The sequence below is a fragment of the Microbacterium sp. Z12_35 genome, assembly GCF_058310475.1.
In genome coordinates this window covers 1,170,216-1,191,097 of record NZ_JBZEGJ010000001.1, presented here as the reverse complement: position 1 = coordinate 1,191,097, position 20,882 = coordinate 1,170,216, and the positions used below count along the sequence as shown (strand labels likewise).

22 protein-coding genes and 1 tRNA gene are annotated in these 20,882 nt (G+C 68.6%); 12 read left to right on the top strand and 11 right to left on the bottom strand.

The window, feature by feature from the left end:
* Positions 1 to 4: 4 nt before the first annotated feature.
* The 8 genes from AC4FS1_RS05950 (at position 5) to AC4FS1_RS05915 (ending at position 7,540) form a co-directional block, all read left to right on the top strand.
* Positions 5 to 919, top strand: coding sequence for a ParA family protein (locus AC4FS1_RS05950; RefSeq protein ID WP_491153334.1), 915 nt, complete (start codon positions 5 to 7; stop codon positions 917 to 919).
* On the top strand, positions 903 to 1,727 hold the full coding sequence (locus AC4FS1_RS05945) for a segregation and condensation protein A (protein WP_491153333.1): 825 nt from the start codon (positions 903 to 905) through the stop codon (positions 1,725 to 1,727). Before AC4FS1_RS05950 ends, AC4FS1_RS05945 begins: the two co-directional genes overlap by 17 nt.
* Entirely contained in the window at positions 1,717 to 2,370 is a 654-nt protein-coding gene (scpB, locus tag AC4FS1_RS05940) for an SMC-Scp complex subunit ScpB (RefSeq protein ID WP_491153332.1), read from the top strand. Before AC4FS1_RS05945 ends, scpB begins: the two co-directional genes overlap by 11 nt.
* Positions 2,367 to 3,134 (top strand): pseudouridine synthase, encoded by a 768-nt coding sequence (locus AC4FS1_RS05935; RefSeq protein WP_491153331.1) that lies wholly within the window; start codon positions 2,367 to 2,369, stop codon positions 3,132 to 3,134. Before scpB ends, AC4FS1_RS05935 begins: the two co-directional genes overlap by 4 nt.
* Positions 3,131 to 4,261, top strand: a complete 1,131-nt coding sequence (locus AC4FS1_RS05930; RefSeq protein ID WP_491153330.1) for a prephenate dehydrogenase — start codon at positions 3,131 to 3,133, stop codon at positions 4,259 to 4,261. Before AC4FS1_RS05935 ends, AC4FS1_RS05930 begins: the two co-directional genes overlap by 4 nt.
* Complete coding sequence (gene cmk / locus AC4FS1_RS05925) at positions 4,254 to 4,937, top strand: (d)CMP kinase (RefSeq protein ID WP_491153329.1); 684 nt, start codon at positions 4,254 to 4,256, stop codon at positions 4,935 to 4,937. The genes AC4FS1_RS05930 and cmk overlap by 8 nt, the downstream gene beginning before the upstream one ends.
* Positions 4,927 to 6,450, top strand: a complete 1,524-nt coding sequence (der, locus tag AC4FS1_RS05920) for a ribosome biogenesis GTPase Der (RefSeq protein WP_491153328.1) — start codon at positions 4,927 to 4,929, stop codon at positions 6,448 to 6,450. Before cmk ends, der begins: the two co-directional genes overlap by 11 nt.
* 190 nt (positions 6,451 to 6,640) lie before the next feature.
* Positions 6,641 to 7,540: an NUDIX domain-containing protein gene (locus tag AC4FS1_RS05915; protein WP_491153327.1), complete on the top strand. Its 900-nt coding sequence runs from the start codon at positions 6,641 to 6,643 to the stop codon at positions 7,538 to 7,540.
* A gap of 3 nt (positions 7,541 to 7,543) precedes the next feature.
* Here the strand turns inward: AC4FS1_RS05915 and AC4FS1_RS05910 are convergent, their stop codons facing one another.
* Both AC4FS1_RS05910 and AC4FS1_RS05905 read right to left on the bottom strand, forming a co-directional pair.
* A complete protein-coding gene (locus AC4FS1_RS05910) occupies positions 7,544 to 7,912 on the bottom strand; it encodes an RNA-binding S4 domain-containing protein (protein WP_491153326.1) in 369 nt (122 codons plus the stop codon).
* A gap of 49 nt (positions 7,913 to 7,961) precedes the next feature.
* Complete coding sequence (locus tag AC4FS1_RS05905; protein WP_491153325.1) at positions 7,962 to 8,807, bottom strand: GNAT family N-acetyltransferase; 846 nt, start codon at positions 8,805 to 8,807, stop codon at positions 7,962 to 7,964.
* Positions 8,808 to 8,882: 75 nt separating this feature from the next.
* Here AC4FS1_RS05905 and AC4FS1_RS05900 point away from each other — a divergent pair, with 75 nt between their 5' ends.
* The gene (locus AC4FS1_RS05900) at positions 8,883 to 10,055 is read left to right on the top strand and encodes a low temperature requirement protein A (protein WP_491153324.1); all 1,173 of its coding nucleotides are present in this window, start codon (positions 8,883 to 8,885) and stop codon (positions 10,053 to 10,055) included.
* Here AC4FS1_RS05900 and AC4FS1_RS05895 read toward each other — a convergent pair.
* Entirely contained in the window at positions 10,039 to 10,620 is a 582-nt protein-coding gene (locus tag AC4FS1_RS05895) for a GNAT family N-acetyltransferase (protein ID WP_491153323.1), read from the bottom strand. The genes AC4FS1_RS05900 and AC4FS1_RS05895 overlap by 17 nt on opposite strands.
* A 41-nt stretch (positions 10,621 to 10,661) precedes the next feature.
* Positions 10,662 to 12,077, bottom strand: a complete 1,416-nt coding sequence (locus AC4FS1_RS05890; RefSeq protein ID WP_491153322.1) for an HNH endonuclease — start codon at positions 12,075 to 12,077, stop codon at positions 10,662 to 10,664.
* 138 nt (positions 12,078 to 12,215) lie between these two features.
* Here AC4FS1_RS05890 and AC4FS1_RS05885 point away from each other — a divergent pair.
* Positions 12,216 to 12,289: transfer RNA gene (locus AC4FS1_RS05885), tRNA-Pro, on the top strand.
* 113 nt (positions 12,290 to 12,402) lie between these two features.
* Here AC4FS1_RS05885 and AC4FS1_RS05880 read toward each other — a convergent pair.
* Entirely contained in the window at positions 12,403 to 12,762 is a 360-nt protein-coding gene (locus AC4FS1_RS05880) for an aromatic ring-opening dioxygenase LigA (RefSeq protein WP_491155652.1), read from the bottom strand.
* Between the two features lie 276 nt (positions 12,763 to 13,038).
* Positions 13,039 to 13,761, bottom strand: a complete 723-nt coding sequence (locus AC4FS1_RS05875) for an SDR family oxidoreductase (RefSeq protein WP_491153321.1) — start codon at positions 13,759 to 13,761, stop codon at positions 13,039 to 13,041.
* Here AC4FS1_RS05875 and AC4FS1_RS05870 point away from each other — a divergent pair.
* Positions 13,747 to 14,325, top strand: coding sequence for a MerR family transcriptional regulator (locus AC4FS1_RS05870; RefSeq protein WP_491153320.1), 579 nt, complete (start codon positions 13,747 to 13,749; stop codon positions 14,323 to 14,325). The genes AC4FS1_RS05875 and AC4FS1_RS05870 overlap by 15 nt on opposite strands.
* 77 nt (positions 14,326 to 14,402) lie before the next feature.
* On the opposite strand, the gene AC4FS1_RS05865 is transcribed toward AC4FS1_RS05870, so the two are convergent.
* Both AC4FS1_RS05865 and AC4FS1_RS05860 read right to left on the bottom strand, forming a co-directional pair.
* The gene (locus AC4FS1_RS05865; protein WP_491153319.1) at positions 14,403 to 14,951 is read right to left on the bottom strand and encodes a GNAT family N-acetyltransferase; all 549 of its coding nucleotides are present in this window, start codon (positions 14,949 to 14,951) and stop codon (positions 14,403 to 14,405) included.
* Between the two features lie 142 nt (positions 14,952 to 15,093).
* Complete coding sequence (locus AC4FS1_RS05860) at positions 15,094 to 15,555, bottom strand: MarR family winged helix-turn-helix transcriptional regulator (protein WP_491153318.1); 462 nt, start codon at positions 15,553 to 15,555, stop codon at positions 15,094 to 15,096.
* 103 nt (positions 15,556 to 15,658) lie between these two features.
* On the opposite strand from AC4FS1_RS05860, the gene AC4FS1_RS05855 reads away from it, so the two are divergent.
* A complete protein-coding gene (locus tag AC4FS1_RS05855; protein ID WP_491153317.1) occupies positions 15,659 to 16,672 on the top strand; it encodes an LLM class flavin-dependent oxidoreductase in 1,014 nt (337 codons plus the stop codon).
* Between the two features lie 42 nt (positions 16,673 to 16,714).
* Here AC4FS1_RS05855 and AC4FS1_RS05850 read toward each other — a convergent pair whose 3' ends face one another.
* The 3 genes from AC4FS1_RS05850 to AC4FS1_RS05840 are packed head-to-tail and all read right to left on the bottom strand — an operon-like array spanning position 16,715 to position 20,880.
* The gene (locus tag AC4FS1_RS05850; protein WP_491153316.1) at positions 16,715 to 17,884 is read right to left on the bottom strand and encodes a DUF5005 domain-containing protein; all 1,170 of its coding nucleotides are present in this window, start codon (positions 17,882 to 17,884) and stop codon (positions 16,715 to 16,717) included.
* Between the two features lie 43 nt (positions 17,885 to 17,927).
* Positions 17,928 to 20,051: a glucosidase family protein gene (locus tag AC4FS1_RS05845; RefSeq protein WP_491153315.1), complete on the bottom strand. Its 2,124-nt coding sequence runs from the start codon at positions 20,049 to 20,051 to the stop codon at positions 17,928 to 17,930.
* Between the two features lie 19 nt (positions 20,052 to 20,070).
* Positions 20,071 to 20,880: a carbohydrate ABC transporter permease gene (locus AC4FS1_RS05840; RefSeq protein ID WP_491153314.1), complete on the bottom strand. Its 810-nt coding sequence runs from the start codon at positions 20,878 to 20,880 to the stop codon at positions 20,071 to 20,073.
* Between the last annotated feature and the right edge of the window lie 2 nt (positions 20,881 to 20,882).

Genomic DNA, 20,882 nt, shown 5'->3' with positions numbered 1-20,882 from the left:
CGACATGGCAAGGTCAGGAGAGTCGGTGGCGGGCAGCGCGACAACGGGCAAGGCGAAAGCCGCAGTAAGTCGGGACGAGGTCATCCTCGGCCCGACCGGTCGCCCCTATCACGGCTTCCCCACGCCCCCGAAGCTCGACGGGCACGGCCCGGCACGCATCATCGCCCTCTGCAACCAGAAGGGCGGCGTCGGCAAGACCACGACGACCATCAACCTCGCCGCGGCGTTGGCCGGCTACGGCCGCAAGGTGCTCGCTATCGACTTCGACCCGCAGGGTGCACTCTCGGCGGGCCTGGGGATCCAGACCCACGACATCCCGACGATCTACGACCTGCTGCTGGACACCAAGCGCGATCCGCGTGACACGATCGTGCACACCTCGGTCGAGGGGCTGGACGTCATTCCGGCGAACATCGATCTGTCGGCGGCCGAAGTGCACCTGGTCAACGAAGTGGCGCGCGAGACGATTCTGGCGCGGGTGCTCCGCCATGTCGCTCCCGACTACGACGTCATCCTCATCGACTGCCAGCCGTCGCTGGGCCTTCTGACGGTCAACGCCCTGACGGCGAGCCACGGCGTGGTCATCCCGCTCGAGTGCGAGTTCTTCGCGCTGCGCGGCGTCGCGCTTCTCGTCGAGACGATCGACAAGGTGCGCGACCGGCTGAATCCCGCCATCATGCTCGACGGTGTCCTCGCCACCATGTACGACCCCCGCACGCTCCACTCCCGCGAGGTTCTCGAGAGAGTGGTCGAGGCCTTCGGCGATGACGTCCTAGAGACGGTCATCGGCCGCACCGTGAAGTTCCCCGACGCGTCGGTGTCGGGCGTGCCGATCACCGAATTCGCCCCCGAGCACGCGGCCGCCCAGGCGTACCTCCGCCTGGCGCGGGAGCTGGTCGCCCGTGGCGCCGTCGCCTGACCAGGATGCGCCGACGAGCGAGCACGACGACGGTTTTCGCGTCTCGCTCCCCGTCTTCGACGGACCGTTCGACCTGCTGCTGACGCTCATCTCGCAGCGCGAACTCGACATCACCGAGGTCGCCCTCAGCGCTGTCACCGATGAGTTCATCGCCTACCTGCGTGCGCTCGGACCTGATGCTCACCTCGACGAGGCATCCGAATTCCTCGTGGTCGCCGCCACCCTGCTCGACATGAAGGTCGCGGGACTCCTCCCGCAGGGTGAGCTGGTGGATGCGGAGTCCGTCGCGCTGCTCGAAGCCCGTGACCTCCTGTTCGCCCGTCTGCTGCAGTACCGCGCGTTCAAGCAGGTGTCCGGCTGGCTCGGTGAGCGTCTGCAGGCCGAAGACCGCCGCCATGTGCGCGCGGTGCGGCTGGACGAGAAGTACCGCAACGCCGCGCCTGACCTCGTGTGGACGCTGAGTGCGGACGACTTCGCGGCGCTCGCCCTCCTCGCCTTCGCCCCCAAGGAGATCCCGCACGTCGGACTCGATCACCTGCACGCGCCGCTCGTGAGCATCCGCGAGCAGGCCGCCGTCGTCGTGACGCTGTTGCGCGGCGCGGGAGCCCTGTCGTTTCGTGACCTCATCGCGGGTGTCACGCAGACCGGCGTGGTCGTCGCACGATTCCTGTCCGTGCTCGAGCTGTACCGCCATGCTGCGCTGTCGTTCGAGCAACTCGAACCGCTGGGCGAGCTCACCCTCCGATGGACCGCCGAACGGTGGTCTGAGGAGAACCTCGCAACCCTGGGAGCCGACTATGACCGATGACCCTTCGTCTCGCCCTCCGGGCTCGCTCAGGGACCGGGAGGTCGCTCCGAGCTCGCTCGGGGACCGGGAGGAGGCTCCGGTCGCCGAGGGATCCGTTGCGCGGCGGCTGGAGGCGATTCTGCTCATCGTCGAAGAGCCGCAGAGCCTGGTGAGTCTGGCAGCGGCCGTCGGGGCTCCCGTCGCCGCGGTCCGCCAGGCGATCGAATCGCTCGTCGACGACTATGACGGACGTGCCGGCGGCCCGCGACGCGGCTTCGAGCTGCGCGAGGTCGGCGGGGGATGGCGGATGTACGTGCGCGCGGAGCACGATGACCTGGTGACGGAGTTCGTCAACACCCAGGCACCGTCGCGCCTGTCGCAGGCAGCGCTGGAGACCCTCGCGGTGATCGCCTACAAGCAACCGGTCACGCGCGGGCAGGTGGCCTCCATCCGGGCGGTGAACGTCGACTCGGTCGTGCGCACACTTCTGGCGCGCGGGCTCATCACCGAGGTCTTCACCGACCCGGAAACCGGGGCGATCAACTACGGGACGACCGACGCGCTCCTGGCGAACCTCGGCATAAACTCCCTCGACGAGCTGCCGCACATCTCTCCGCTGCTCGATGACGGTTCCGACGGATTCGACATCGAGGGCGTGCGATGAGCGACCCGCGGGGCACCGAGGGGGTCCGGCTGCAGAAGGCCCTCGCAAACGCCGGCGTCGCATCGCGCCGTGTCTCGGAGCAACTCATCGTCGAAGGACGCGTGCGCGTCAACGGAACGGTGGTCACGGAGCTCGGGAGCCGCGTCGATCCGGAGGTCGACCTCATCGATGTCGACGGTGTCGCCGTGCAGCTCGATACCGACAAGCGCTACGTCATGCTCAACAAACCCACCGGCGTCGTCAGCACGATGAAGGACGAACGCGGCCGCCCCGATCTGCGCCCGTTCACCGAAGAGTGGAGCGAGCGACTGTACAACGTGGGCCGCTTGGATGCGGACACCAGCGGGCTCCTCGTGCTCACCAACGATGGCGACCTGGCACATGTGCTCGCCCACCCCTCGTTCGGGGTGACGAAGGTGTACATCGCCAAGGTCGAGGGACGCGTCACCGCTCAGACCATCGCGCGTCTGACCCGCGGAATCGAGCTGGAGGACGGCCCCATCGCTGCGGACAAGGCGCGGCTGCTGGATGCGTCGGGGGAGTCGAGCCTGGTGGAGTTGACGTTGCACTCGGGTCGCAACCGCATCGTGCGGCGCATGATGGCCGAGGTCGGGCATCCCGTCGTCGAGTTGGTCCGCCGGCAATTCGGCCCGCTGCACCTGGGAACCCTCCCGGTTGGGCGGGCACGTGAGTTGACTAAGCTGGAACGTGGTGCGCTGCTGACCCTCTCGCGTCGCGAGAGCGCACCGGACGACACCCCGTGAGCGATTCAGAGACTTCTTCCGCGCGCGCGGCCGCACCGCTGGCCCCGCGTGTTCGAGGGACGGTGCGCATCGTCGGAGCGGGGTTGCTGGGAGCGAGCATCGGGCATGCGCTCACCGCCCGCGGCGTGGACGTCGTCCTGGATGACGCCTCTCCCGCGCAGCTGCGGCTCGCCGTGGACTACGGGGCCGGACGCCAGGCCCGCGCCGACGACGCTCCCACGCTCATCGTCGTGGCCGTGCCGCCGGACGTCACGGCCGAGGTCATCGCCCGCGAACTCGCCGCGCACCCCGGCGCTGTCGTGACCGACGTCGCGAGCGTCAAACTCGAGCCGCTGCGCGCGCTCCGCGCCCGGGGAATCGACCTGACGCACTACATCGGTTCGCACCCCCTCGCCGGCCGCGAGCGCGGGGGCGCGATTTCCGCGCGCGCCGATCTGTTCATGGGCCGACCGTGGGTCGTGTGCCGTGACGGCGAGACGTCGGCCGAAGACCTGGCGCTCGTGGAGAGCCTCGCCCTGGATGTGGGCGCCGTCCCGGTGGAGATGTCGCCGGAGGAGCACGACCGTTCGGTCGCTCTCGTCTCGCACGTTCCGCAGCTGGTGGCGAGCCTGCTCGCCGGCCGTTTCGTCGACGCGCCGGGCTCCGCGCTGGGCCTTGCCGGTCAGGGCGTCCGCGACACCACACGGATCGCCGCATCCGCCCCCGAACTGTGGGTGCAGATTCTCGGTGCCAACGCCGCGCCGGTCGTCGACGTCCTCGACGCGCTGGCCACCGATCTCGCCGCGGTCGCCGAGGCGCTGCGCGCACCGGATGCTCCGGGGGCACGCCGCGCGGTGGCCGACACCATCCGCCGAGGCAACGACGGCGTGGAACGGCTCCCCGGTAAGCACGGCCAGAACCGGCGCTTCGACTCGTTCGTCGTGATGGTCGATGACACCGCAGGACAGCTCGGGCGCCTGTTCGGCGAACTCGGAGAGCTCGACGTGAACGTCGAAGACCTCCGCCTCGAGCATTCGCCCGGAGCGCAGTTCGGCCTCGCCGAGATCAGCGTGGAGCCCGACGCCGTCCGCCGCGCCACCGAAGGACTGACCGCGCGCGGTTGGCGGATTGCGAGCACGAATGACTGAGCCGACGATCATTGCCGTCGACGGTCCCGCGGGCAGCGGCAAGTCGAGTGTTTCCAAAGAAGCCGCACGACGGCTGGGCTTCGGGTACCTCGACACCGGCGCCGCCTACCGGGCGTTGGCGTGGCATGCCCTCGAGCACCACGCCGACACGTCCGATTCATCGGCGGTGCTGGACGTCTTCGGCGATTTCGACTTCGCCATCTCGCTGGACCCCGACGATTATTGGGTGCGCGTGGCCGGCCACGACGTGACAGCGGCCATCCGCGAGCCGCGGGTCACCGATGCCGTCAGCGGCGTGGCGCGCATCGCCGCCGTCCGGCACGCGGTGAATATCATCTTCCGCCAGCTCGTCGCGGACTCTGATCGTCCCGGTGTCGTCGTCGAAGGCCGTGACATCACCACGGTCGTCGCGCCCGACGCCGCCGTGCGGATCCTCCTGACGGCGGCGCCCGAGATCCGCGCGGCGCGGCGCAGCGCCGAATTGACCACCCAGGATGCGGCATCGGTGGCCGCCGCGCTGCATAGGCGCGACGCATCCGACTCCGCCGTTGTCGACTTCCTCACCGCCGCCCCCGGCGTCGAGGTCGTCGACTCGAGCGACCTGGATTTCACACAGACCGTCGACGCCGTTCTTGCGGTCGTCGCACGCACGAGGGGAGCCCTCGATGGGCGCTGAAGACGAATACGAAGGCGGGCCTGACCAGCTCGTCGAGAAGATGCAGACGCTTGACGACACGCTCGCCGAGCAGCGTGCGGCCGCCCTGCGTGCCGGGCTCGACGACTTCGACCTGGACGAGGACGACGCAGCGCTTCTCGCCGGTCTGGCCGAGGACGGCGACGGCATCGAGTACCTCCCGGCGCTGCCGGTGGTGGCGATCGTCGGACGCCCGAACGTGGGCAAGTCGGCGCTGGTCAACCGGATCCTCGGCCGCCGCGAAGCGGTCGTCGAAGACACCCCGGGTGTCACGCGCGACCGGGTGACGTACAAAGCCGAATGGCTGGACCGCCGCTTCTCGCTCGTCGACACCGGCGGGTGGGAACCGGACGCCCGGGGCATCGACCGTTCGGTCGCGCTGCAGGCGGAGGTGGCGATCGAACTCGCCGACGTGGTGCTGTTCGTCGTGGACGCACGGGTGGGGGCGACCTCGACCGATGAGCACGTCGTGAAGCTTCTCCGCCGCAGCGGCAAGCCCGTCTTCCTCGTGGCGAACAAGATCGACGACGCCCGCCTGGAACCGGAAGCGGCGGCGCTGTGGAATCTCGGACTGGGGGAGCCGTACCCCGTGTCGGCGATCCACGGACGCGGGGTCGCGGACCTCCTCGACGCGCTCATGAAGGTGCTTCCCGAGGTGTCCGCCGTCGCCAAGCACGAGATCGGCGGCCCACGCCGCGTCGCGATCCTCGGGCGTCCCAACGTCGGCAAGTCCTCGCTGCTGAACAAGGCAGCCGGTGAGGAGCGCGTGGTCGTCAACGAACTCGCCGGCACGACGCGCGACCCCGTGGATGAGGTCGTGGAGCTCGGTGGCAAGCTCTGGCGGTTCGTCGACACGGCCGGCATCCGCCGACGGGTGCACCTGCAGCAGGGTGCGGACTTCTACGCTTCGCTGCGCACCGCGACCGCGCTGGAGAAAGCCGAGGTCGCGGTGGTCGTCCTCGACATCTCCCAGTCGCTCAGCGAGCAGGACGTACGGATCATCGACCTGGTCCTGGAGTCGGGGCGCGCGCTCGTCCTCGCCTTCAACAAGTGGGACCTGCTGAACACGCCCGAGCTCGAGAACGCCGACCGCCGCCGCTACCTGGAGCGCGAGATCGAGCAAGACCTCGCCCACGTGGCATGGGCACCGCGGGTGAACATCTCCGCGCGCACCGGCCGGCACCTGGACAGGCTCGTCCCGGCTTTGGAGACGGCGCTGGAGTCGTGGGATCAGCGCATCCCCACCGGCAAGTTCAACGCCTTCCTCGCCGCGCTCGTGGCCGAGCACCCGCATCCCCTCCGCGGCGGCAAGCAGCCCCGCATCCTGTTCGGCACGCAGGCCGCCACGCGGCCGCCCACGTTCGTGCTCTTCACGACCGGCTTCCTCGACCCGGGCTATCGCCGCTTCATCCAGCGTCGCCTGCGCGAGATCTACGGCTTCGAGGGAACGCCGATCGTCCTGAACATGCGCATCCGCGAGAAGCGCCAGCGCTGATCCACGCGGTCGACTCGCCACAATCCGTCGCATTCTCGCGCGAGACTCCGCGTTTTGTGGCGAGTCGACCGGGGAGCGGGCTGGGACCGAGAGGACTGTTCCGTCGAGTCGCCAGCATCCGTTGTGTTTTTCGCTGCCACGCCGTGGATGTCGGCGACTCGACCCGAGAGCGCTGTGACAGGCTGGGAGCGTGACTATCGAGCCGCCCCGTCCCGGTGAACCGCGCCGTCCCGCGGGGCCGCGCGATCCCGGTGATGCGTGGGTGGTTGCCGACTCGGGGGAGCGGTATTGGGGGCGGTTCGGCGCCGCGGGACTTCTCGCCGTCGACCCGGACAGAGGCGTGCTTCTGCAGCACCGCGTGTCGTGGAGTCACTTCGGCGATACGTGGGGGCTGCCGGGAGGCGCCCGGCACGAGTGGGAGTCGGCGGGCGACGCTGCCCTCCGAGAAGCGGCCGAGGAGGCCGGGGTTCCGCCCGGCGCCGTCATGCCGCGCCTGGTGAGCGTGCTCGACCTGGACGTCTGGACGTACACCACCCTCGTGGGTGACGTCATCGAGCCGTTCGAACCGGTGATCAGCGATCCGGAGAGCCGCGCGCTGGCGTGGGTGCCCATCGACGAGGTGGATGCTCTCCCGCTGCATCCGGGATTCGCCGCATCATGGCCGGCCCTGCGCGGTGTGCTCGACACGTATCCGACCATCGTGGTCGATGTCGCAAACGTGGTGGGGTCGGTTCCCGATGGCTGGTGGCGCGACCGTGCCGGAGCCGCCGAACGCCTGCTCGAACGCCTCGGACGGCTCGCTGCCACGGGCGTCGCCGCCGACGCGATCGGGTTCGCCGGCACTCGTTGGTTCCCCGGGATCGTGGCCATCGTGGAGGGCGCTGCCCGCAGCGCCGCAAGGGATGTAACCGGAATCACCGTCGCGTCGGCCCCGGGCGAGGGCGACGACGAGATCGTCGCGCAGACCGCGGCGTTGCCGCATCCGGATCAGGCGATCGTCGTCACGAGCGATCGCGGCCTGCGCCAGCGCGTGGAATCGGTCGGTGCGTCCACCCGCGGCGCGGGCTGGCTCCTCGACCTGCTCGACTGAGGTTCACGACCCGCGCAGGCGGTCGATCTCGCGGCGCTCGCGTTTCGTGGGCCTGCCCGCGCCGCGGTCCCGCACTGCGAAGGAGGGAATGCTCTCGCGCGGCGGCGGGGGAGGCGTGCGATCCTCGACCGCAAGGGCAGCCTGCGGAGCGCCCACACGCTTGGCGATCGGTTCACGAACAACCAGGGTGCGGTCGAACCCGGCGACGCGCACGCGCAACTCGTCGCCGGGCCGTACCTGCACTGAGGCCTTGGCGCGCTCACCGTTGACGCGCACATGCCCCGCTCGGCATGCCGCCGTGGCGATCGACCGCGTCTTGTAGATGCGCACCGCCCACAGCCATGCGTCGACGCGGGCCGCACCGGCGGTCATGGCGCCGCCGTCGGCACCAGCAGCACGGCACCGCGGTCGATGAACCCGGTCACGCCTCGGTGTCGGGCGCGTCGTTCGGTCGCTCCCACACCCAGTTGTCGCGCTCGTACAGCACCTCGAAGCCGGAGCGCACCATGTTGTTGAGCGACGGGTTGCCTCCCTCGGTCTCGGGTACCCACGTTTCGGCGATTGCCAGCTCGCAGCCGGCCTCTCGTGCGGCCACCGCGCGGGCAGCGATGAGTGCCGTCTGAGCGCCTCTCCGCTGATACTCCGGCAGCGTAGCGGCCCCGTACATGTGCGCAGTGGAACTGCCTACCGCGACAGTGGCAGAGGCGATCATCCGGTCGCCATCGAACGCGCCGAAGCCGAGGAGCGCGCCCGAGCGGACCGGGGCGCTGTACACCGCGTCCACGACCTCGTCGGACCAGCCGAACGCGCCGCCGAGAAGGCGCGAACCCTCATCGACTTCGTCCTCTCGTAGCTGTCGAACCGGCGGACCGGAGGAGGATGCGGTGAACTGCCGTAGCTCCAGCCCGAGTTTGTACCAGGCGCTTGATCGGCGCAGTCGGTGGTGCTCGGCGATGCCCGCCCAGTCGTCGGTGAGCAGCTCGGGGACGACTTGGATCCTCGCGACGTCTGCCGTCCCCTGGGCCAGAATCTGGATGGCAGCATCAGTCGCCTCGGGCGTGGCGGGTTCGAACAGACCGAGACCGATCACCCGGTTCCAGAATCCGCCCGGATCAGCGCCGAGAGAGGTGACTGCCACTCCGCTCGGCAGTCGGACGGCCGTCATGCCGAGGGAGGTCCTCGTCTGGGCTGTGCCGGAGCCCAGGAGGGTGAGCAGTGTGTCGATCTCGCGGATCTCTGCGGTGGTGATCGTCGTCAGGCTAGACATTGCTTCATTTTATGTGCCGTCAGGGCGCGCGGATCGGACCGGACGACGCGCCGGAACACCGCCATACTCGGAGCCATGACGGATGCGCTGGTGCGAGGCGGACTGCGACGGATGATCTCGCGCGACCGCTCGGAGCCGTACCGGACATCGTCGCCGCTCGAGCTCCTTTTCGATCTCACCTTCGTCGTGGCGGTCTCCCAAGCCTCCAGCAATCTGCATCACCTCATCGCCGAGGGTCGCATCGGAGACGGCGTGGTGGCGTACCTCCTCGTCTTCTTCGCCGTGTGGTGGGCGTGGATGAACTTCACCTGGTTCGCCTCGGCGTTCGACATCGACGACTGGCTGTACCGCGTGCTCACCATCGTGCAGATGGGGGGCGTGCTCGTGCTCGCGGCGGGTGTGCACGATGCGATGGTCGAAGCTGACTTCACTTTCGTGACGTGGGGATATGTCGTGATGCGCCTGGCGATGGTGGCGCAGTGGGTGCGGGCCGCTCTCTCCGATCCGGGCGCTCGGCCCACCGCCGTGCGGATGGCCATCGGCATCGCCGGCGTGCAGCTGCTGTGGGTCGGTCGCCTCCTGCTGGACGATGAGCCGGGGTTCTGGGCATTCCTGGCCCTCGTGCTTGCGGAGCTTGCCGTGCCGGTATGGGCGGAGCTACGCGGGCGTACGCACTGGCATCCGCAGCACATCGCCGAGCGGTTCGGGCTGTTCACGCTGCTCCTGCTGGGCGAGAGCCTGCTCGCATCGTCGAGTGCGATGATCGACGCGCTCAGCGAAGGCGAGCACGTGCCGCAGCTGCTGTGGCTGGCCGCATCGGGTCTCGTGATCACCGCCGCGATCTGGTGGCTCTACTTCGCCCGCGAGCAGCACACCGGCTTGCGGGGGCTGCGGCGCGGCTTCACTTTCGGCTATGTCCACTACGTCATCTTCGGCGCGGTGGGAGCGGTGTCTGCCGGGGTCGAGGTGGAGATCGATCGGGTGACCGGGCACACCGAGATCAGCGCGGTCGCCGCCGGGCTGACGCTGACCGCTCCGCTCGCCGTGTTCCTCCTCTGTGCGTGGGCGCTCCTGCTGCGCGGGCGGGTGGCGGGCTGGGTGTCGGCGGTCGCGGTGGCCGGCGCGGTGCTGGTGACCGGGGCAGGGCTTCTTCCGGCGGGGGAGTATGTGGCAGCGGCCGTCGTGATGACCGGGGTGGTGGTGGCCGTGGAGATGGATGCGGCGCGCCGAGTCACTCACGGAGGGTGAGCGACACGAGGGCTCGGTCGTCGCTGGGTTGCGCAACGACGTCGAAGCCGGCCTCGGTGAAGACCGACAGGACGCCGCGGTAGAGGTCGTTGGACGGCCGCTTCTTCACGGTGGGGTCGAACGGGTAGGCCTCCACGACTCGGGCGCCGGCGCTTCGCGCGTAGGCGACGGCGGCATCCAGGAGTTGACGCATGAGGCCCGCGCCGCGGTGTTCTTTGCGGATCGCGAAGCAGGACACCGCCCACACGGACGGGTCATCCAGGGGCTCGGGGGTGTGTGCGATGAGCATCCGCGTGCGGAGGAGACGTGGTTGTGCGGTGCGTGGCCCGACGCGCACCCAGCCCGCCGGGGCGCCATTGACGTAAGCGACAAGACCGGGGGAGGGTTCCTTCGTCATCTCGACGCGGAGCAGGTCGACCAACTGTTCCTGTGTGGTGTCGCGGAACTCGGCCGCCGGAATCGTCCACCATTGGCACTGGCAGGTCGGGCCGTCGCCACCGCCGGTCAGGGCGTGCTCGGCATCGTCGAAACGGTCGGCGGTCGCAGGGAGGATCTCGATGCTCATGCCGGAAGGGTAGTCCCGGGCGCCGACACGGGCGATCGGCCTCATGCGGCGAGGATGAAGGCGAGGGGATCGAAGCGTCTTCGCCCGCCCAGGCGTGGCGTGCGGTCGGGATCGATGTGGGCGGGTGGGATGAACCAGACGACGCCGGCGGATGGCGGGGAACCCGCCGGGGTTTCGACGCGGATCTCCCACGCGTCCGTGTGTACCCGGTGGTGGCATGCCGTGCACAGGAGGATCCCGTTGTCGAGATCGGTGGGTCCGTCGTCTCGCAGCCACCAGAGGATGTGGTGGGCTTCGGCGTAAGCGGGAGGAAGGTGGCAGAACGCGCATCCGCCGTCGCGTTCGACGAGTGCTCGGCGTTGCGCCTTCGTGAAGTGCCGTCGGCTTCGCCCGAAGTCGAGGACCTCGCTGTTCGTTCCGAGGACGCAGGGGATGATGTTCGCCGCCGCCGCGAGACGGCGGGCGGCTCCTGCGTCGATGGGTTGTTCGATCCCGTCGATCGTCGCGATGCCGGTGCCCGTGGTGAGGTGATCGAGATCCATGCGCACGATGACCGATGCCGACGGCCCGGGGACGACGTTGGAGTCGCATCCGATCGCGTGCCGGCAGATCGCCGCCAGCGCGTCGGCGCGTAGCTGCGGCAGCGATCGGGACTCCGCGGCCACCGGCGCGGAACCGTCCTCGAGAACGACCCCGTCCGGGGTGTTGTGGCCACGGGACGTCCGCAGTTGTGCCGTGACGATCGCATCGATCGCGGCGACCACGGGGGCTGCGCTCTCCGGGTCGAGCCGCGCGGTCAGCACGGTCATACCTGAGGCGTCGTGCCCGATCTTCAACGACCGTTCGCCGTGCATCTCGTCGGTGGCCGGCTCGAGCCCGTCAGGGTCGAGGTGGGCCTCCGCGCGGCGCAGCACGGCTTGCAGTTCTTCGAGGGAGAGGAGTGGCGCCTGGCCGACCAGGGCTTGTTCGGCTTCGGCCAATGTGGCGGCGTCGACGCGGAGCGCGATGCGATCCAGCATCCCCGTGATCGCGGAGGCCGCTGCGACGCTGATCGCGCCGGTGCTGACCGAACGTGCGACGTCGGGATGCCGCGGGGGAGCCGATTCGCCCGAGATGAGGCTGCGTTCGCGGGTGGCCTCGCCGACCTGGATGAGCCGGACGGCGTCGCCGACGTGGCCACCGGTGGTCGCGGCGATCAGCTTGGCGGGAGAGCGGAATCCGGCCTGCCGGGCGAGGCCGTCCGTCCCGAGCTCCGGGCGCGACCTGGCCGCCATCTCGGCCGCGATCTGTGTGTGCAGGCCGTCGAGCTGGCGTCGGATCGCCGCGATCCGCTCGTTCATGTCGAGCAGATCCGCGGCAGTCATCGCGCGCGCATCGCCGTGGGCGGAACTCGCCGCGCTCCATGCCGCCCGCAGGGCGGTCATGGTCTCCAGGAGCGGGTCCACCGGGTTGTTCATGCCTCCATGGAATCACCAACCTCGGACATTGGTTCGAGGGTTCCGGAGTGCTGTGGACGAACAGTCGATGTGTCCGCCCCGCGTTCGCGGCGGCCGAACGGACCGGCTAGGATGGGGGAGTTGTCCGCTCGCGGGCATCGGGATGTGGCGCAGCTTGGTAGCGCACTTGACTGGGGGTCAAGGGGTCGCAGGTTCAAATCCTGTCATCCCGACCGGAAGAGGCCCGGAATCTCATAAGAGGTTCCGGGCCTTCCGTATGTCTGGAGGCGATGCTCCGAGACCGTGTGTGGTCGGATTGCTCGCCGGGTCCGCCGACCAGGTCCCGTCAGGAGCGAGTGCTGCTGAGTCTCATGACGGCCCAACCGAGCAGAGCGAAGACGAGGCCCGCGCCCATCGCGAACAGGGCCACGCCGAACGACACGACAGATGTGAAGAGCGATGCGCGCAGGAAGGAGGCGTTCATCACCGTGTCGCGAAGGGGGTCTTCCCGATCGAGCTCGGCGTACGTCTTGCCGTCGGCCATCTCCAAGGCATGCACGTTGATGATGTCTGCCTGTGCGAGCGCGGTCAGCGGGCCTTTCACCTCGTCGCCGGCGAAGAAGGAAGCGTCATCGGCAACGGTGATTTTCTGCTCGGCGAGTTGGGAGCTCACCACCCCCCACACCACCCCGCCGGTCACGATCATCACGATGCCGGCAAGGATCGCGAGCAAGCCGACCCACCAGATGAGGGTGCGCTTTCTCGACGTGCGGACTTCGTGGTCGGTGGTCGACTGGGTCATGATGCCTCCAGGGGGGCGGACGAGGGAATCCTCGTTCTTCGTGCAGCGTCTCACGAGCGGCCGCTCCCGGTTAGGGCCGCATGGCCCAATATGAGCCTGATCTCCACCACCCCCGGGCCGCCACCGCTCGGCGGCGCCTCGGGCGCGGATGCGGCGCCGCGAAGCCGTCCGGTGAGACGGCTAGACGCCGAGAAGCTCGGTGATCCTCGCGTAGAACGCGGCTTGGTCACCCGAGAGCGATCCCTTCACCATGGCGGTCCAGTCGTCGACGACGACCTCGATCGACCCCGCGGCCAGACCGTCGAGCGTCGCGCGCGCCACCTCGCGGGGGTGCATCAGCGGGCCCTCGTATCCGGCCATCATGTCGGTGTCCGCTGTGGCGAGGAGCACCCCCAGGACGTGCGTTTTCTGAGCGGCCAGCTCCAGGCGGACGGCGTTGGTCATGTTCCATGCGGCGGCCTTCCCTGCCGCGTAGGCGCCTGCGCCCGGCGCGGCGAACCAGGACATTGCGGAGAGGATGTTCACGATCGCTCCTCCGCCGTTGTCCGCCAGGATCGGGCTGAACGCGCGGATCGTGGCGAGCGTGCCCCAGAAGTGCGTGTCCATCTCGCGGCGGATCATGGTCAGATCGCCCGTGACGAGCGCAGTACCGGTGCTGATGCCGGCGTTGTTGATGAGAAGGGACACGTCCGGGGCGGCGTCCGCGGCAGCGACGATGGACTCATGGTCCAGCAGATCGAGACGCAGCGGCACCACCCGGGCGTCGTCGAAGTCGAGGCTCTCCGGCCGGCGAGCCGTCGCGTAGACCTTGCTCGCCCCGCGCTCGAGCAGTTCGAGAACGAACTGCCGGCCGATACCGCGGTTGGCGCCGGTGACGAGAGCGATCTGATGGGTGACGTTCATGTGCGGTGCTCCTGTGTACGTATTCGGTTCAGCGGCCGGGGTCGGCGCGCCGGCGGCTACGCTAATCCTTCACGTTGGCGTCAAGGTCAAGAGGCGGTCCGCGGAGGCGGGATGAGAGGGAGGGTGCACGTGCGCATCGGAGAGGTCGCGCGGAGGGCAGGCGTGAGCACCAGAGCCCTCCGCTACTACGAAGAGCAAGGCCTGCTCGCCTCGGCCCGCACCTTCAGTGGCCAGCGCACCTACCCCGACTCGGCCGTCGAACGCGTCCGCCTGATCCAGCAGCTCTTCACCGCAGGCCTGCCCAGTCGCACCATCCGCAAGCTCCTGCCCTGCATCGAAGCAGGGCACGCTTCTCCCGAAGCGCTCGAGCTGATGGCGGCCGAACGCAACCGGATCACCACAGCGATGGCCGACCTCGCCGCCGCGCGCGATGCTCTCGACCGCGCGATCGACATCGCGAACCATCCGACTCCCGAACACTGTCCCACCCTGCGCGAACCCGCCTGGACGCCCTACATCCCCGAACCCCGAGGGACGGCAACGCCCGCCGACGCGGCCGCGTGACCTGCAGGCATTCGTGCCTCGCCTCGGCATGAAGGGCGGGCGATCGCGAGGAGAATGCGGGTGCGCGGCGCCTTGGCCTACGCGGGGGAGCGCTCGTAGAACCGCCAGAGGTGCCGGAGGGCGGACGGGATGCCGGTCTCGTCGTACGGTGCCCGCTCGACGAAACCGCGGCATTCGTAGAGTCGGTGTGCGTCCCCCATGAAGCGGTTGCTGTCCAGCCGGATGATCTGCGCCTGGAAGTGGTCGCGGGAACCATCGAGTAGCCGATCCAGCATCCGAGATCCGAGGTGGGCGCCGCGGTACTCGGGACGCACGTCCCGAGATCCGAGGTGGGCGCCGCGGTACTCGGGACGCACGTACATCCGTTTGATCTCGACCACATCGGGATTCAGCGCCCGCACAGCTCCCACCCCGGCCGGCATTCCGTCGACCTCTGCCAGCGCGAGCAGCCCGCGGGGACGCCGGAAGCGGTGCAACGACGCGGGGGTGTCTTCCGCAGCGGCCTCCATGGAGAACCCGTACGTGCTCTCGAACGTCGCCAACGCCCAGGTCATGTACTCCGTCATGAGCATCAGCACCGAGGTGTCGTCCGAGGGGAGGGCTTCCCGGATATGCAGTTCGGCCACCCCTAATCCTGCCGCGATGTCCGGTTCCGGCGCCGACTCCGAGGCCTGAGCGCGCGGGCTTCCGCCCCCGGGAGGGGACCGCGCTCGTCACGCTGCGTGGCCCCGCGAAGCCGTCTGGTCAGACGTGGACCAGGCCTCGGTGTCAGCCGCGCGGCACTGTCCCACGGAGGTGCTCGGCGACGGGGCGGAGGATCTCGCCGAGCAACGCGAGCATGTCCGGAGGGATGTGGTCGAGCACCTGCTCCCGGATCTGATCCATGTGTCCGGCCGCGGCGGCGAGGAAGGTGCGGCGCCCGGCCTCGGTGAGAGTGACGTGCCGGTTCGTGCCGCGGCGTTCCCGAGTCACGAGCCCGCGCTCCGTCATGCGCGTGATGGTGTGGGAGAGGCGAGAGAGAGAGCCGGCCGTGATCGCGCTGAGCTCGTTCATCGGCGCGGAGTGGTCCGGTTGACGGTGCAGGGTCAGGAGCACGGCGTACTCGTAGTAGCCCAGACCCGCGTCGCGACGCAGTTGTTGCTCCATGACGGTGGGGAGGCACTGCGCGATGATGTGCAGCTGTGTCCACGCGGACTCTTCGTCGTGGCTCAATGGTGGCCTGTGGCTCATGCTTCCCCCTCCACGCCAATGTCGCACAGGTGACTTGATTGTTCAAGTTAGACGGCCTAGGTTCTACTTGAATGATCAAGTTGCGGGTGAATGAAGGAGTGGCGTGAAGAAGATCGGATTCCTCTCGTTCGGGTATTGGAGTCGGGGGATGGGCTCGCGTGTGAGATCGGCCGGTGAGTCGCTCTCGCAGTCTGTCGATCTCGCCGTCGCCGCCGAGGAGATCGGCATAAGGGGTGCCTACTTCCGGGTGCACCACTTCGCGGAACAGCAGTCCTCGCCCTTCCCGCTGCTGGCCACCATTGCCGCACGCACCAGGCAGCTCGATGTCGGGACCGGTGTCATCGACATGCGTTACGAGTCCCCGCTCTATTTCGCCGAGCAGGCAGCGTCTCTGGATCTGCTCTCCGGAGGGCGTGTGCAACTCGGCGTCGGACGCGGCTCGCCCGAGGCGGCCGACCGTGGCTATCGGCACTTCGGCCACGTTCCCGCAGCGGGTCAGGAGCCCGGGGAGATGGCGCGGGAGCACACGAAGCAGGCGCTTGCCGCCATCCGCGGGGCGGCGATCGCCGCCCCGAACCCGGAGCATGGCGCCGGCTCCGGCCGTCTGCCGGTGAGCCCACAGTCTTCGACCCTGCATGAGCGCGTTCAGTGGGGTGCCGGCAATCTCAACACGGCGCTCTGGGCGGCGGAACAGGGGTTGGGGCTCATGAGCTCGACACTGATCATCGATGAGAAGGGCATCCCGTTCAGCGAGCTCCAACTCGAACAGATCGAGGGTTTTCGGAATGCCTGGCGGAAGCACGGGTGGTCGTGGAGCCCCCGGGTCACCGTCGTCCGCAGCATCGTTCCGCTCGTAGACGAGGAGAGCCGGGCCTACTTCGGCACGAGCCTCGACCGGGACGAGGGGATCGGTGTTCTCAAGGGCACGGCCTACCGGTATGGCGCCTCATTCATCGGTGAGCCCGAAGATCTCGTCGAACGTCTCGGACACGATGTGGCACTGTCCGCAGCGGACACCGTTCTCGTCACTATTCCCAACCAGCTCGGCGTGGACTTCAACACTCGACAGCTCGCGGCTGTCCACGCCATCGGACGCGAGCTCGGGTGGCACGAGTGACCGGTCGCGCAGGGACACCTTTCACACTTCCTGCGCGAGAGCTCAGCGGCTGACGGTGAGCCGCACGTCCATGAACCGCGGACGGTAGATGCTCGCGTCGTTGTAGACGTCGCCGACGTTGTCGAACGTGTTGACGTTGTACGTCACGAGCAAGGTGCCGCCGCGCGTCAGCTCAGGGTGCGAGTGCGCGTTGTAGGTGAACACGTCCGGGTCGCCGTAGCTGCCCGCAGCGCCCGTCTCGGGCGTCCGGAACAACTCCGTGTCGCCGGTGAAGACACCGGTCGGGGAGCAGCCGACTTTCGCGACCACCCGCGTGCTGAACAGCTCCGACGTGTCGTGCGTCACCATGAGGTACCCATCGCGGAACTTCTCGACGCTGAACTCGTTTGCCACGTTCTCTGCGATTGCGGCAGCATCCTCCTCGTTCGCCGACCACATGCTGCCGTTCCAGTACTCCCACACGCCCTTCAGGCCATCGCCCGAGGTGGTGCGGGCGACGAAGGCGGTGCGGACGCCCGCGACGTCTTCGATCCCGTAGGTGTAGGTTGTGCGGCCCTCCTGGAGCGTCCACGAGCCCCAGTTGATGCCGCGCTCGGAGGGCAGGTCGGTGACGTCGATGAGCTGCAGCGTCTTTCCGTCGAGGGTCGCGAGTCGGTTCGCGACCCATCGGAAGTCGAAGCTGCCCGTCCCGGTCTTTTCGAACTGCAGCAGCGGGATCTGGACCGTCTTGCCACGCCCCTCCGCGGGGTCGCCGATCCAGTACCAGGAGTTGGCTTCGCCGGTCGAGACGAGTGAATCGGGCTGGCCGGGGGTGCCGCCGGTGACGGTACGGAGGCCGGCCCTGGATTGCACGACGATGGAGTTGTTCACGAACAGCGAGTCCCGGGGTCGGGAGCCGTCGGGATTCACCTCGCCCAGGAACGTGTCCGAAAAGAACCACCCGACGTCGCCGTGCTTGAGGGGCAGGGAGAACGTGCTGTCGCCGCCGGTCCATGCACCGCCGGTGTTGCCGTAATCGGTGAACTGCTGCGTGAGGGGCTGGTTGATGGATGCGGTGGCCGTGAGCGTGCGCGTGGCGAGCGCGCACGTGTCCCCGCCGTGACCGCGGTCGCTGTCGGCGGCGGTCGCGTGTGCCGCGGGGGCGAGTCCGAGCGTCAGCATGAGTGCTGCGGCGGAGATCATGCCGGTGCGAGCGAGAGAGATTCTGTTCATGAGGGTCACTCCTTCGTGACGTCGGTGGGATTTCCCGGGGGGTTCAGCTCGCGGATGCTGCGACGGTGCCATCTGCGGAAATGTCCATGAGGCGGCCGCCGACGCGGAGGCCGCGGAGGGCGGCGGTCGGGTCGAGGTCGGCGATGCATCCACCGGCTGTGACTTCGCCGTCGGGACCGATTCGCACACCGAACACGCCTTCGACGATCAACTCGAACCAGGCTCCCGACGATGAGCACGCCCAGTCGATGATGTACGGCAGTTGAGGCGGAGCCTTTCGTGCGCCACCGTTTATGCCGGGCACCGCTTCTTCGACGAAGTGCGCCTGACCCATCGGCCCCTGGTTCGCGGTGTGCGAGAGCCCCTCGAGCCAGTCCAGCAAGACCTCGGGCGCCCCGAGCTGCACGAGTGCGCGCCCGGCATCGGCGGGCCAGGCCGGGTAGGCCCCGTTCCATTGGTGGTCGGGTCGAAGGCTGTAGCTGGCGTCGGGATCCCACGGCGAGAGGGCGCGCATCCAGTTGCCCGTCTGCAGCTCACGCTGGAAGAAGGCGACCATGTCGGCCTTGGTCTCCGGTGGAAGGTCGTCCGCGATGGTCGTGCCGACGATGCTGAAGTCGTAGCAGTGCCGGACGGGCAGCCGGGTGCCGTCCGGCTGGCCGGCGGCGAAGAAGCCCTCCCCTTCGAGGGACAGTTCCAGCACGCGGGGGAGCAGCGCGTCCGCCTCCGTGCGGAGGGCGGCCGCGGCATCTGCGTCATCCGCGCGGTCGAGAAGATCGGCGGCGGTGCGGAGGTTCCACACGTTCGCCGCGTTGAGGCTCGCCACTTCGTGCGTGTAGGAGCTCACGCATTCGAGCAGGTTGTCGATCTCGCCATAGTCGGCGAGCCCTGCGGAGGAGCGCAGATCACGCCAGGCCTGTGCCCAGTACTGCAGGGAGGCGGTGACCGCCCCGCGCTCGCCGATGCGAGCGCCGAGAAACTCGATGTCGCCGCTGACCCGGACGTAGTCGTTCACGAGCCGGGTCATGGCGAAGTCGTTCACGGAGTACCAATTGCCGACGGTCTCACCCGTCAACGATGAGGTGCCGAAATGGGTGTGGGTGTCCAGACCGATCCACTGCGACACCTGGCGCCGCATCTCCTCCGGGTCGAGGAGCGCGTGGCTGAGGGAGCTGAGGCTGTAGTCCCAGATGAAGGTCGTCGTGCCCCAGTAGTTCGGCATGAGCGTGTCGTAGGTGCGCCCGAGCACGTTGCCGGCGAAGTCGCGGCGGAACCAGATCACCCCGAGGATGCTCCACCAGTACAGCCGTCGGAGAACCGGCGACTGCGTCTCGAGCGTGGGCAGGTGACCGGAGTACTCGGCGTTGCCCGGGGTGAAGGGTGCAGCGAGCTGACCGTTCCAGAACTCCTCCGTCTCCGCGACGGTGGCCGGCACGTCGGCGATCGCGGCGCGGTACGCCGCATCCGCCTCGTCCTTCGACGTGCCGCTCGCGTTGACGTACCCGAACCGCGCTGTCCCGCCGGCGGGTGCCGTCAATTCCACGGTGACGTCGCCGCCGCGGCCGTTGCCGCCGATGCCGGTGTCGAACGCGTCGGGAAGGTCGGCGACGCCGCTGAGGCGGGCAGAGGCAGGCACGTCGACTCCCTGCACGCTCCACGCGCTGTCGTCGTGGGAGCGGAAGACGAGACGCCGGTCGTCGGCTGCGACATCGTTGCGGTCGCTCGGCGACTCGGCGGTGCGCCATGCCCCCTCGGCGCGGGTCACCCGGGCGGCGAGGGATAGCCCGAGGCGGATGCCGCGCTCATTGTCGCCGGTGTTGCGGACGACCACGTCGATCGCCACCGCGGTTTGCCCCGGCACGGCGATGGTGGTCGTGGTGATCTCCCAGCCGCGCACGACGGCCGTACGGACGACACGGTCGGGCCGCCAGGTGTGAGTCACCGGGACGCCGTAGGACGCGAACAGCCGCCCATCGACGAACAGCACCGCCGTTTGCGTGAGAGCCTGCGACACCGGCGGGAACTGCACTGCACTGATCGCCGTCAGATCGTGATCCACGCGCACGGTGCCGAGGAAGTTCGTCAGCCCCTGGGGCGCGATCATGTCGTCGAAGTGGTGCGTCACGGCATCGGCCGCGAGGTCGTCGACCGTGGGGATGGCAGAGAGCACGAGCATCCTTTCGTGGGATTCAGTACTGGCCGAGGGCCAGGCCCTTGGCGAAGAAGCGCTGGGTGCACAGGAACAGCACGACCGTCGGCAGCGAGACGAGCACGGCCGCGGCCAGCACCGTCGACAGCTGCGCTCCGCCGTACGTGGACTGCATGCCCGCAAGAGTCGTGACGATCGGGCGGATGTCGTCGGACTGGCTGAGAGTGAGCCCGAGCAGCAGGTCGTTCCACACGAACGTCGCCTGAAGGATGAAAATCGCGACCAGCGCGCTGGAGGCGATGGGGAGGTACATGCGCGTGAAGATGCGCCACGTGCTGGCACCATCGATGACCGCCGCCTCGAACACGCTGTGCGCAACACCGGTGAAGAAGTTCCGCATCACGAACGCCGCGAAGGGGATCGAGATCGCGGTGTACACGAGCACCATGCCCACGCGGGTGTCGTAGAGCTCGACTCGGGAGTACGCGTCGAAGAGGGGGAGCAGCACCATCTGTAGCGGGAACACCGTGCCGCCGAAGATCACGACGAACCACAGGAACCCGCGCTTGAGCCGCAGCGCGACGATCGCGAAGCCGGCGGCAGCGCCCACGACGACCGCGATGAGCGGCGACGCGATCGCGTAAATGAGGGTGGCGACGACGCTGTTGCCGAGGCCCGAGAGCGTCATGGCCTCGGCGATGTTCTCGAACAGGTGGAAGTCGGTCGGGATCCACGAGGTCTTCGTCGTGAACGTCAGCGGGTTCTTCGCCGCGTTGATGACAAGGAGGTACGCCGGCAGCAGCCAGACGAGACCGAGGATCACCAGGACGGCGTAGCGGATGCTTTTCATGG